5 protein-coding genes are annotated in these 13,786 nt (G+C 64.1%); all 5 read left to right on the plus strand.

Annotated features, from left to right (window positions below; all coding sequences use genetic code 11):
• The first annotated feature begins 45 nt into the window (after nt 1-45).
• The 5 genes from JJ896_02030 to JJ896_02050 all read left to right on the plus strand — a co-directional run bounded on the left by JJ896_02030 (nt 46) and on the right by JJ896_02050 (nt 13,782).
• On the plus strand, nt 46-1,731 hold the full coding sequence (locus JJ896_02030; protein ID MBO6778407.1) for an amidohydrolase family protein: 1,686 nt from the start codon (nt 46-48) through the stop codon (nt 1,729-1,731).
• Nucleotides 1,724-3,013 carry an SUMF1/EgtB/PvdO family nonheme iron enzyme gene (locus JJ896_02035; GenBank protein ID MBO6778408.1) on the plus strand — a complete coding sequence of 430 codons (1,290 nt, stop codon included), beginning with the start codon at nt 1,724-1,726 and terminating at the stop codon, nt 3,011-3,013. The genes JJ896_02030 and JJ896_02035 overlap by 8 nt, the downstream gene beginning before the upstream one ends.
• A gap of 395 nt (nt 3,014-3,408) precedes the next feature.
• Nucleotides 3,409-8,205 carry a DUF11 domain-containing protein gene (locus JJ896_02040; GenBank protein ID MBO6778409.1) on the plus strand — a complete coding sequence of 1,599 codons (4,797 nt, stop codon included), beginning with the start codon at nt 3,409-3,411 and terminating at the stop codon, nt 8,203-8,205.
• 197 nt (nt 8,206-8,402) lie between these two features.
• Nucleotides 8,403-12,482, plus strand: a complete 4,080-nt coding sequence (locus JJ896_02045; GenBank protein ID MBO6778410.1) for a DUF11 domain-containing protein — start codon at nt 8,403-8,405, stop codon at nt 12,480-12,482.
• A gap of 175 nt (nt 12,483-12,657) precedes the next feature.
• The gene (locus JJ896_02050; protein MBO6778411.1) at nt 12,658-13,782 is read left to right on the plus strand and encodes a T9SS type A sorting domain-containing protein; all 1,125 of its coding nucleotides are present in this window, start codon (nt 12,658-12,660) and stop codon (nt 13,780-13,782) included.
• Nucleotides 13,783-13,786: the final 4 nt, after the last annotated feature.

Here is a 13,786-nt window from a genome sequence, read left to right on the forward strand (position 1 = left end):
GCAGGTTGGGCCGAGTCCAACTCCCGCACCTGAAGGTTTTTTAGCATGAAGCGCTCCCTCGTCGCCACCGCGCTCCTTTTGTCCGCGTGCGCAGCGCCGCAACCCGATCTCGTCATCCGCAATGCCCAGGTCCTCGATGTGGACACGGGCGAACTCACCAGTGCTTCGGTGGTCGTTCGAGACGGTGTTATCAGCGAGGTGAGTCCCTCGTGGTCCGGCATCGCTGATACCGAGGTGGATGCTGAAGGCCGCGTGCTGATCCCCGGGCTCGTCGACGCACACACCCATGTGGACCACCCCGACGAATTGAACCTGTATCCGGCGTTCGGGGTGACAGGCGTCATGGTGCTTCGGGGCTTCCCGAACCACCTGACGTGGCGCTCCGAGATTGAAGAAGGCACCCGGTTCGGCCCGCGCATGTTCTTGACCGGCGACTACATGGACGGCTACCCACCCTGGATGCAACCCATGTTGTCCGTGCGCGACAGCGCATCCGCCCGGGCGGCCGTGAGGCGTCAGCTCGATGCGGGCTTCGACATGATCAAGGTCTACACCCGGCTGCCGAACGAGCTGCGAGAGGCCATCGTCCAGGAGACACATGCGGCCGGCTCCTGTGTGATCGGCCACGCAGGGCCGGACACCGGGCTCGACACCCTTGTTGCGATGGGCCAGGACAACATCGCACACGGCAACGACATCAATCGCTGGTATTTCAATGACGGGGACACTGACGAGAACGTGGCGCGCACTACACAGACCATCGCCGCGGGCAGTCGGACTACGGTCACCCCGAACCTCAGCTGGACCGGAGGACTGCTGGCGCAGGGCACGAGTCTGGACAGTTTGCTGGCACGGCCGGTGGCCCGGGCCCTGCATCCCGCGATTTTGCAGCCCTTCCGACCGGCCAATAACCGGTACATCCGCAACTCGGAGGAATGGGTCCCGCAGGTGCGCGCCCGCCTGGAGGTTGAAAATGCTGTAACGCTGGCCCTGCAGGAAGCCGGTGTACCCCTGCTCGCAGGAACCGATGCGTCGACCGCAGGCGTCTTTCCGGGCGATGCGCTCCACGAGGAACTGCGCATGCTGGTAGATGCCGGGCTTACCCCACTGCAGGCGCTGCAGGCCGCCACCAGCAACGCCGGCGACTTCCTGCGACGCTGTGTGAATGATGACCTCCGAATGGGCCGCATCGCCGAGGGCTACGTGGCCGACCTCGTGCTGCTGGACGACAATCCGCTTGAGGAGATCACCCACTCTCGCTCCATAGCGGCCGTGTTCACGGACGGACAGCTGCACACCCGTGGCCAGCTGCAGGCACGCCTGGATTCGCTGAATGCGGCTTACAACCCCCTGCGCCCCGCCGTCATTGATCTGGAACAGGCGTTGTTCAGCGGCCGCACCGATCGTGCGCGTGTGCTGTTCGACTCACTGCGCACCGTGTACCCCGGGGAGATCCTTTTCAGCCAGTACACGCCCTTTTTCGTTGGTTTTGGCTACCTGTACGGCGAGAACGGCTTCAGCACGGACCCTGAACGCCTTGACGCGGCGCTCGACCTGTACAGCATGTATGCGGAGACCTATCCCGACTATCACAGCGCGCACTACCAGCTGGGCCTGACCCACCTTGCCCGTGGGGACACCGCCGCGGCCCGCTCGTCGCTCGAACAGGCAATCGCCATCCATCCTGACTATCCTGACGCCCTGGATCGACTTCAAGGACTGGATGACTAGACTGACCCCTGCGCTCCTCCTCCTGCTGGTACTGCCGGCGCGAGCAGCAGACCTGCGCATTGAAAATGTGAGGGTCGATGCGACCAATGCCGACACCTCCACGAACACGGTGAGCCTGACCTTCGACGTCTCGTGGACAGGCAGCTGGCGCACGAACACCAACCACGACGCCGCCTGGATCATCGCGCGCTTTGAGAGGGAGCCCGGAGTCTGGAGTGACCTCCGGTTTGCCGTGGACGGGCACTCGGCGCAGGGCGTGAAACTGAAGACGAGTCCGCTGTCTTCAGGTACCTCGGTGGGCCTTCTGGTGCTGGCGTCCGGTCAGGAGACCACGCAGGCCTCCGTGAGCGCTGTGTGGCATTACGGCGCGAGCGGTCTGGAGGCCCTGCCCGCACCCGCCAACGTGCGCCTCACGGGCATCGAGATGGTATTCGTTCCGCCGGGGCCGCATCTGGTAGGCAGTCCAGCGGCTACCAACGGTTTCTACGCAGCCGGATCGGAGGACGGGTTCTGGGTCACGTCGGAGGACGAGCTGGCGGTCGGCACGGGCGACCTGCACTACGACGTGCCCGAGGGCGAAGAATGGACCGGTGGTGACGGGATGGGTCCCGTGCCTGCCGCCTGGCCCAAGGGCACCGCGGGCTTCTACATCATGAAGTTTGCCGCAACGGAAGGACAGTATGCGGCCATGCTGTCCACACTGCCGACTCGCGCTCGCATGGCCCGGGACGTGTCGGCCTACCCGCAGTACCGCGAAAACGGGGGCACGATCACCTGCTATGAGTCCGACTGTGTGTCCGCGATGCAGGACAAGCATGCGGCGTTTCTGACATGGGCCGACGGCATTGCGTTCGCCTCCTGGGCCGGCCTCCGGCCGATGACGGAGTTCGAGTACGAGAAGGCCGCCTCAGGCACGCCAGACGGCGAAAAGCGGTACGACGACGGCAACCCCCCGGTAAGCGTATACACCTCCAGGCGCACCTCGGACTGGGGCGTGGTCGATATGCGCGGAGGTCTGTGGGAACGGGTGGTCACTTTGGGCAATCCGCAAGGGCGCGCCTTTGCTGGATCACCGGGTCGAGGCTTTCTGGATGAGCTGGGCCAGCCCTATGGATTCATGAATCCCGATTGGCCGGGGCCGCAGGCCATCGGAAGCGGCTTTCGAGGCGGCACCGAGGGCGTTCTCGGTCTCTCGGCGACCGCCGACCGGACCTACGGGGCCTACGAAGCCTCGTACGGCAATCAGAGCCAGGGCTTCCGCGGTGTACTCGACGTGCGATAGGAGCCCGAGGGACCCAAAAAAATCCCGGTTTGCGGGATTGTGTTGCGATTTGTCTGAAAGGCGGGTAACGGACTCGATTCTGGCCTAAAAACGCGGGTTGTGTCCGATCTGGAGCAACTCCGCGGCGTGATTCCGACGGCCCGCGACCGGCCTGTGTGACCGGTTTGTCGCATCTCCGGCCTTGACACATTTCGGACGCCCGCCCCCCTATTAGGAGTCCGCAAATCCTCACGACGGCCCCGTAATCCACATCTGGTTGCGAGAAATCGCTGCCCGGGCCGGATCCACGGAGGTTGCGCTCCGCCGACCCGCACATCACACACCCCGGCGTCCGCTGAACACATAACCGGCTGTGCTCCCCTCCGGATGAGCGCGGCCCGAATCCGCATCACAGCATGTTGGAGGACAGCTACGCCATGTATACCTCTAACCCGATCAAGACGCGTTCGCGCGCATCGATCGCCGATTTCACGGCCTGGGCGCTCTTCGCCCTGCTGCTCCTTGCCGTCGCCCTTCCGGCCGCGGCCCAGACCTCCGGAAAGGTGGACCTGGAGCTGAGCAAGGTCGTCGACAAACAGTTCGCCGCCGTCGGTGAGGACGTTGTGTACACCATCACGGTGAGCAACAAGCCCGCGCACGGCCAGGCCAACAAGGCCACGAACATCATTGTAAAGGACTACCTGCCACACGGCCTTACCGCGCTGCAGCACTCGGCCACGACGGGCGGCGAGCACGGGATCACCTTCAATCACAGCACGCTGACGTGGACGATTGAGTGGTTGAACGCAGGGCAGTCGGTAGATCTGCAGTTCAAGGCCCGCGTCAACCAGGTCGGCGAGTTCAAGAACTGCGCCGAGATCTGGGACGCCGACCAAAAGGACATCGACTCCAAGACGGGGGCGGAGGCCTATGCGGCCCTCGCCGGTTTGCATTTGGGAGAAGACGATGAGGACTGCGCCGAATTCTGGGCGGTCAACACCGGCTCGATCTCGGGCATGGTGTTCGACGACGTTAACGGAGACGGTGTCTTCAACGCGCACGAGTCCGGTCTGCTTGGATTCGAAATCGATCTGAACGAAATCGGCAACGACCACACCTGCGGCACGCACGACGACAAGGAGGTCGCCTCGGTAGACTCCGACGCAGCAGGCAACTACGCGTTCTGGGATGTCATTCCCGGCACGTACTGCGTTGAAATCGACGACATCACGATTCCCCACGGCTTTCAGCGGACGACGGAGAATCCTGTTAAGGTCAAAGTAGGTGCAGGCGAAGACGTAACCGGGATCAAGTTTGGCTTCCAGAAGCCGCGCATCGATCTCGAACTCGAGAAGGTCGTCGACAACGAGCGTCCGACGGTTGGTGACAAGGTCACGTTCACGCTGACGCTTAAGAACAACGACGTGGATGCCCACGGCAAGAAGGTGGCAACGGCCACTGCCACGGGAATCCAGGTTGCAGACTACCTCCCCCACGGTCTCACCTTCCACTCCGCCTCAAGCGGCTTTGGCATCACCTTCGATGAGTCCAAGACCAAGTGGACCATCGACCGCATGGAGCCCGGCAAGAGCGTATCGCTCGTACTGACCGCACTTGTGGTCAAGGACGGCGAGCTCACGAACTGCACCGAGGTCTGGGACGCGCACCAGAAGGACCGCGATTCCAAGACGGGCGACGAGGCCCACGGCGAACTCGTCGGCGGTCCCGATGCCGAGGACGACCAGGATTGCGCAAGCATCTGGGCGCAGCCGCGCACTATCGACCTCGAGCTCGAGAAAGTGGTCGACAACCCGTACCCGACCGTCGGCGACAAGGTGGAGTTTACCCTCACCCTGAAGAACAACGACGAGTGGGGCACCGTGCGCACGGCCACGGCCACGGGCATTCAGGTGGTGGACTACCTCCCGCACGGCCTGTCCTTCCACAGTGCCTCCCCCAACGGCCACGGTGTGACGTTTGACTCCCACAAACTTACCTGGACCATTGACCAGCTCGAGGCCGGCAAGAGCATCTCGCTTTCGCTGATCGCGACCGTCGACAAGGACGGCGAGTTCACGAACTGCGCCGAAGTCTGGGACGATAACGAAATCGATCGCGACTCGCAGACGGGCGCCGAAGCGCACGGCGAGCTCGTGGGCGGCCCGCATGCCGAGGACGACCAGGACTGTGCCAGCCTCTGGGCGCAGCCGCGCACGATCGACCTCGAACTGACCAAGGTGGTCGACAACCCCTATCCGACTGTCGGTGACAAGGTCACCTTCACGCTGACGCTGAAGAACAACGACCAGCACGGCACGGTGGAGACCGCCACGGCTACGGGCATCCAGGTGGCAGACTATCTGCCCCACGGCCTCTCGCTCCACACGGCAAATGTGCCGGCCGGCACGACGTTCGACAACAGCTCGCTCACGTGGCACGTCGACCAGTTGGCTGCGGGCAAGAGCCTCGCCGCGACGCTGGTTGTGACCGTGGACAAGGAAGGCGAGTTCGAGAACTGCGCCGAAGTCTGGGACGACAACGAGTTCGACCGTGACTCCAAGACCGGCGCCGAGGCCGGCGGCCAGCTCATCGGCAAGGAAGACGACCAGGACTGCGCCGCCCTCTGGGCGAGCCCTGCGCTCATCGACCTCGAGCTGACCAAGACGATGGACAAAACGAACCTGACCGTGGGCGACACGGCCGAGTTTACCATCACGGTCAAGAACAACGACCACGACGGATCGACCGCCAAGGCGACCAATGTCATGGTAGCTGATTACCTACCGCACGGCTTCTGGCTGGTGGAAGGTTCGAGCGACCACGCGCAAGCCAACGGCATCACCTTTGACGACACCAACGTCAAATGGACCATTGAATGGATCGCGCCGGGTCAGAGCGTTGTGCTCAAACTGAAGGCGCGCGCCGAGAAGGCTGGCGAGTTCACGAACTGCGCCGAAGTCTGGGACGCAGACCAGAAGGATCGCGACTCCCAGACGGGCGATGTCGCCGGTGGTGTCCTGATCGGTGACGAAGATGACCAGGACTGCGTCGAGTTCTGGGTGGCCGACAGGCCGCTCATCGACCTGGAGCTGGACAAGTCCATCGACAATGCCAATCCCAAAGTGGGCGACATCGTCACCTTCACCCTCAACGTCACCAACAACGACAAGGAGCACCACCAGACCGTGCCGACAGCGAAGGCGACCAACGTCATCGTCAAGGACTACCTCCCGGCCGGCCTGTGGGTGATTGACGGCGGAAGCGCCCACGCCTCGAACGGCATCACTTTTGACAAGCATGCCGCTACGTGGTACATCGAGTGGATTGCTCCCGGCCAGACGGTGACACTGACGCTCAAGGCCCGCGTAGACCAGAAAGGCGAGTTCAAGAACTGCGCCGAGGTCTGGGATGCGGATCAGAAGGACCGCGACTCGAAGACGGGCGATGAGGCCGGCGGCCAGCTCGTGGGCAATGAGGACGACGACGACTGCGTCGACTACTGGGTGGGTCAGACCACTCCCCCGGTCGGCAAGGGCTCCGTCACCGGTGTTGTCTTCAACGACCTGAACTACAACGGCGTGCTGGATCACGGCGAGCCGGGTCTGAGCGGATTCGAGGTAGACCTCACCGACCTCGGCAAGGACTACGTCTGCGGAGGCGGCGACGACAAGGAGCTGGCCACTGACGACACCGACCACCAGGGCAAGTACGCCTTCTGGGACGTCGACGCCGGTACCTACTGCGTGCGCATCCTGGACATCGCGATCCCGCACGGATTCACCCGTACCTCGCCCGATCCGGTGAAGGTGGTTGTGACCAAAGGCGGCAACGCCGTCGTCAACTTCGGCTTCAAGTCGGGTCACGTGACGCCTCCGCCTCCGCCGCCGAGCGGCGACACGTTGTGCTACCTCGTGGCCGACAATGACGGAAAGGGCCATGGCAGCGCGGATGTGCTCACCCGCCTTACGCAAGGTGCGTATCAGGACGAGGTGATCGGTGGCACGCATACGGAGCTCATCGAGGCCGTCGCCTACAACCCATGGAACAAGCAGCTCTACGCATCCAACGCGCGCTCCCTCGGCACGCTTGACCGGTACACCGGCAAGTTCACCGAGATCGGTGAGTTCGGAGGCGGCGAAGGCGAAGACGGATGGCTGGCGTTCCTGGACGTCGATGGCCTCACCTTCGATCCCTACTCCGGAGTGATGTTCGGTTCGGTTCGCCGCACCGGTCTGCGCGATCTGCTGATCCAGATCGATCCGAAGACCGGCAAAGCAATCACGAACGCGTTCGGTCACGGCATCGACTACCTGGTGATCAAGCCGGAGAGCGGCCACTACTACGGTCCCGAGCTCGACGACATCGACGACCTCGCCGTGGACCCGGAGACCAAGAAGCTCTTTGCGATCAACAACCACGACGGCATGCACAGCCGCCTCGTAGTGATCGACCCGCACACGGGCTGGATCCAGAAGGTGCTTGATCTGCCGATCGAGAACGTGGAAGGTCTGGCTTTCTTCAACAACGGCACGCTCTACGGCACGGCCGGTGAAGGCACCGAGGCGATCGTGGAGATCGACAAGCACAGCCTGCAGGTCAAGGTGCACGCTTCGATCGGCGTAAACGGCAACCGCGACTACGAGTCCATCGACTGCCTCACGGCAGAGCCGTCCTACCTCTCCGTTGCCGTAACGAGCGGCACCGAGGTGGAGCTCTACCGCGACATGGATATCGACGGTACGGTATCTGCGAACGACCTCCTTGTAGCTACCACCACCGCGGAGAACGGTCAGGCCACCTTCGCCGTGGCGGCAACAGGAGCGTTTGTGATGCAGGCCACCGACGCGGGCTCGGCCATGATCGCCGCCGCTTCGGTTGACGGCTACGGGCTGAGTATCACCGCAGATGGCGCCTTCGGTACCTCTACCGAGGCCTCTTCGGAGCTGCCGAGCGGCTTCGGTCTCGCCGGCAACTACCCGAACCCCTTCAACCCGCAGACCACGGTGTCCTTCCGGATGCCGGAGTCCGGTCAGGTTCGCCTCTCGGTGCACGACGTGCTCGGACGCGAGATGGCCGTCCTGGTCGACGGTGTAGTGGGTGCCGGTTCGCACGAAGTCACCTTCGAGGCCGGCGATCTGCCGAGCGGCACCTATATGGCCCGCCTGGCCGGAGCCCTCGGCGTGCAGACGAAAACCATGGTCCTCCTCAAGTAGCGGGACAGGCGGGTTCCGGGTCGGCGGCCCGGAACCCGCGTCCACGCGCCGGACCCCTCGGGTCCGCCGCAACGCCACAGCGCGGCAAGCCGGGCGACACACAGGCCCGGCCGCCGCGCGTTCGCGGCCGCCGTCCGGAAACGGGTTCTGCACCCAACCCGGCGGCCACTCACCTCCCGCTTACAACAGACACACGTATGCGTACCCCCTTCCTCAAGACGCTTCGATCAGGCCTTGCCTCCCTGGCGGCTGCCGCGCTGCTGGCGGCCCCGGCGACGGCAGCGACGGCTGGCGCCGACAACGCCGGTGCCGACCTGAGCATTACCAAGACCGTGTCCAATGCGTCGCCGGCCATCGGCGAGCGCATTGAGTTTACGGTCACGCTCACGAACTCCGGCGAAGCCAGCAACCTGGTGAAGGTGCTGGACCAGTTCAATGACGGCGCCGGTTGCGTGGAGACGATCGGCCAGCCGCAGTTTTCGCACGGCAACTGGATCGGTACGCCCGACGAAGGCTTCCGCTGGACGGGCACCATGGCGGCGGGCCAGACCATGACGGCCACCCAGGCTGCCAGGGTCACCTGCGTCACGCAGTTCTCCAACAAGGCATCGGTCATCAGCTCCGGAAGCAATCCGGACTCCGACACGGTGGGTCACGAGGCAGAAGTCTGGGTCTGGCCGGTCCCTTCCACGGACGTGGAGGTCGTGAAGACCGTCTCTCACACGGACCCGGTCGTCGGACAACGCATGTCTTTCCACCTTACGGTGACCAACCACGGGCCCGCCGTCCAGGGCATCGTGATTCGTGACGTGCTGGCTGACCCCAGCGGCTGTTTCCAGCGCATCAACCAGCCGGAAGTCTCACGCGGGTACGCACAGGTGGGTGACTTCAAGACGACCACCTGGGTGTTGGATCTCGGTGCCGGGGAGTCGGCAACCTTCCGGCAGTTCGGCTGGGTGGCGTGTGCCACCACGTTCACGAACGAAGCCACCGTGGAAAGCGGCGGCTCGCTCCCGGATCTGACACCGGCCAACAATCGCAGCATGGTCATCGTGCGCCCCTCCCAGGGCAAGACCATCGACCTGGAAGTGATCAAGGTCGTCGACAACTCCTACCCGCTGGAAGGAGACATCGTTACGTTCACGATCACGCTCTCGAACAATACCGAGTCCGAGGACGGTCGCACGTTCCCGACCAACGTCGCCCGCGACATCCAGGTCAAGGACTACCTGCCTCATGGGCTGACCCTGGTCGACCACTCGGTGCAGCTCGGTACGTTTGACGAGTCCACGACCACCTGGCATCTCGAAGAACTCAACCCGGGCAAGGCAACCAGTCTCTCCATCCGGGCTCGGGTGGAGGCCGAGGGTGAATACACCAACTGCGCGGAAGTCTGGGACGCGGACATGAAGGACCGCGATTCCACCACCGGTGAGGAAGCCGGTGGACCTCTTGCGGGAGCGAAGCGGCAGGATGATGAGGACTGTGTCTCCCTCTGGGCCGGCCCCCTCCTGGTTGATCTCGAAGTCCAGAAGGTGGTCGACAACGACCGCCCGATCCAGGGTGACATCATCACCTACTCGGTGACGGTGCGCAACCGCGCGGTGGAGCAGGGACGCGACATCCCGACGGCCGACGCAACCAACATCACCATCGCCGACTACCTGCAGCCCGGTCAGCACTATGTCGACGGGTCGGCTACGGTGGGAGGCCCCAACGGCATCACCTTCAACCCCCACAACACCTCCTGGCACATCGAGAGCCTGCGCGCAGGCAAGGCACTTACCCTGGTCTTCCAGGCCGAGATGGTCAATGCCGGAGAGTACTCCAACTGCGCCGAGGTCCACGCAGCGGATCCGCGCGACCGCGACTCCCGAACAGCAGTGGAGGCCGGCGGTCCGTTGGCTTACGGCCACGAGTCGGAAGATGATCAGGACTGCGTCACCGTCTGGGTAACGCCCCGCCGTCCGGACCTGGAGCTGGTGAAGCATGTCTCGAACGAGAACCCTCGCGTGGGCGACTATGTGACGTACTCGATCACGGTCACGAACCGCATGTTCGAGCAGGGTGTCGAGATTCCGACTGCCAGCGCGACCAACGTCGTCATCAAGGACTACTTCTCGAACCGACTCTGGTTTGAGGACGGCTCCGCCACGGATTCTTCCGTGCCCGGGCAGCCCGGTGGCATCACGTTCGACCAGAGTGCATTCACCTGGACCATCGACGAGATTCGTCCCGGCAAGTCGGTGACAGTTTCGTTCCGCGCCCGTGTGGATGACGACGGCGAGATCCGCAATTGCGCCGAGGTTTGGGATGCCGATCAGGGCGATCGCGACTCGCGCTCCGGTGCCGAAGCCTACGGCAAACTCGTGGGCGGCCCCGACGCCGAGGACGATCAGGACTGCGTTTCCATCTTCGTAGACCAGCTGCCCGAGCCCAAGGGCTCCGTTTCAGCCTTCGTCTTCCTCGATGCGGATGTGGACGGCGTCTTCAACCACTACGATACCGGCCTGGGCGGCTTCGAGGTGGATCTCACCACGATTGGTGAAGACCGCACCTGCGGCACCTTCGATGACGTGGAGGTTGCTTCACTCGACTCCGACAAGAGCGGCAACGTGACGTTCTGGGATGTGGAGACCGGCGAGTACTGCCTGCGCATTCTCGACATCACCGTCCCGGCCGGCTACTTCCGCACGACGGCTGCCCGCGTGCCCGTCTGGGTGTCCCGTGGCGCCCATGTCACCGGCATTGAGTTCGGCTTCCGGGAGTCCTATCCCTCCTATCCCCAGGCCCCCTCGGACGATCCGCTCTGCTACCTGACCGGAAATCGTGAGGTGTCGACCTTCGCGCCCGGTGCGCTGTCCGATGTGCGGCTTGCCGGCCTTTCCGATGATGTGGCAGCCGTGGCGTACAGCCCGTGGTCCGAGACGCTGTTTGCCACGGACGGCGAGGCCCTCGGCACTGTGGATGCCCTCACCGGTGCCTTCCAGCGCCTGGGTTACATCGGGTCAGGCGAAGGCGAGGTCGGCCCCCAGCGCTTCGAAAGCGTCACCGGATTGACGTTCGATCCCTTCCAGGGACGCCTGTTCGGCATTGTGGCCCGGGAGGACGCGGCGGATCTGGTCATCGAAATCGATCCCGAAACGGGTACGGCAGTGCGCGGCGCTTTTGGGCCTCGCAACGACTACCTCCTGGTCGGTGGTGACCTTCCGCAGGTGGACGATATCGCGATCAACCCGGTCGACGGCGGTCTCTACGCCGTAGGTACGGCCGACGGCATGAGTGCCCGCATGGCGCGCATCGACCGCACATTCGGCACGGTAAACGAGGTCCGCGACCTGGGCACCGCACGCCTGAACGGCCTCTCGTTCTTCAACAACGGTGAACTCTTTGCATCGACCGCTACCGACGTGCCGCTCCTGATCAACCTGGACATCGGCGTGGACATCTCGATCACCATCGAGGCTACGCTCGGCCAGGGCGCGTATGGCTCAGCCGGCAACGGCGTTGGATACACGGATCCGGGCGCACCGCAGGCACCGGGCCACAACTCCGGGTACGACCCGGGTAGCGGCTCCGGCGGTTCGAACGGCGGCTCCGGCTACGGATCCGGCCTCGACTGCCTGACCGGCCGGGTCAACGCATTGGGCACGATGCTCTTTGCCGACGACAACGGTGACGGCCAGTACCAGACCGGCGAGAGCGGCTTCGCAGGCGTGGGCGTGGACCTGTTCCGCGACATCAATGCCAACGGTACCCTCGATCAGGGCGATGTGCTGGTTGCCCAGTCCCAGACGGGCGACGACGGCCAGGTGGTCTTTGAGACCGCAGCGAACGGCGACTTCCTCATGCAGGTCGTCTCCTCCACGCTGCCCTTCGGCGCGCACACCTCGGCCGCGGGCCCTGTGGCAGGCACCGTCGGAGGCTTCGGCCTCTCGGCCACCGATACCGGCGTGCCGGTAACCGGGGCCCTGTCCACCTCATCCGAGGACGAGCCCGTGAGTGAGCTGCCCGGCGAGTACGCATTGGACGGCAACTATCCGAACCCGTTCAATCCCCAGACCACCGTCAGCTTCAAGCTGCCCGAGTCCGGTGACGTACGCCTGGCCGTGTACGACATCCTCGGCCGGGAAGTGGCGCTGTTGCACCAGGGCAGCCTGTCCGCAGGAACGCACGAAGTGACCTTCCGCGCCGATGCCATGCCGAGCGGCACGTACTTCGCCCGCATGGTCACCAAGGCCGGTGTATTCACCCGCTCCATGATCCTGATCAAGTAGACGCCTCTCCCCGACGGCGACTCGGGGACGACAGAAGGCGTTCCCACAACGGGGCCGGCTCTCCAACAGGGGAGTCGGCCCCGTTGCGTGTTTGCCCCCTCCAGCGGCCCCTGGCGGTTTAGTCGCCCCAATACCGGCCGATACCCGATGAGATTGATCTCTATCGGAGCACGTCATGTCTCGTCGATTCCTGGCCTTGTTGATTGTTTTTGCGCCTGCGTTTGCTGCCTCGGCGCAGACCGGCGGTGCGGAGGACTACTGTTTCCTTGTGGCCGACAACAACGGCGTGCGCTTTGACGCTGACGTGGTCACCCAGGTGGAAAAGGCCACAGGCCTGGAAACCGAGATCGGGATGACCGGCACGCTGAACATCGAGGCCGTCGCGTTCCACCCGTTCGAACCCGGCATTTTCGCGGCCGACGGCGGCCTGCTGGGCACCATCAATGTCGAGACCGGCCGCTTCGCGCCCGTCGGCTGGCTGGGTACCGCCTACGGCGACGAAGGCCCGCTTTCTGCCGGTGACGTGGACGGCATGACGTTCGATCCGACGACCGGAGAGCTGTTCGGCGCGGTGCGCAAGTCTGCATTCGACTTCCTGGTGCAGATCGACCCCGCGAGCGGGCGGGTTGTCGAAGACGCCTTCGGAAGCGGCAAGGACTACGTGCGCGTCAGCTTTGGCTCCACAGACGTGCACGTGGACGACATCGCCATCAGCCCGACCACCGGCGACTTCGTTGCCGTGGTGACTGATGCTGCCGAGAATTCGACTCTGGTCTCGATTGATCGGCAAACCGGCGTGGCCACCACCATCGCCCCGCTGGCCACCCAGGACCTGGAAGGACTCACGTTTGACCCCGCCGGCCGCCTGTTTGCCACACCCGGCGGCGACGGTCCGAACATGGTCGAAATCGACCTGGCGACCGGTAACGCCACCCCGTGGGCAGCGATCGGCGTCAACTCCAACCGCGACTACGAGGCCGTTACGTGCATGGCGCACGGTGCCATGAGTTCTTCTTCGGAGTCGTCCGAGCTCCCGGGTGAAGTTGCCCTGCTGCCGGCCTATCCGAACCCCTTCAATCCTACAACGACCTTCGGCTATACCCTGCCTGTGGGCAGTGACGTGCGGCTGAGCGTGTTCGACATGCTTGGGCGTGAGGTTGAAGTGCTCGAGAGCGGTTTCCGTGCAGCGGGCGCACATGAAGCACGATTCGACGCCTCCGGGCTACCGAGCGGCCTGTACATGTACCGCATCACGGGTCCCGGCTTTGTGCTCACACGGTCGGTTACGCTGCTGCGCTAGCCGG

The sequence above is a fragment of the Rhodothermales bacterium genome, assembly GCA_017643395.1.
Lineage (GTDB): Bacteria > Bacteroidota > Rhodothermia > Rhodothermales > UBA10348 > JABDJZ01.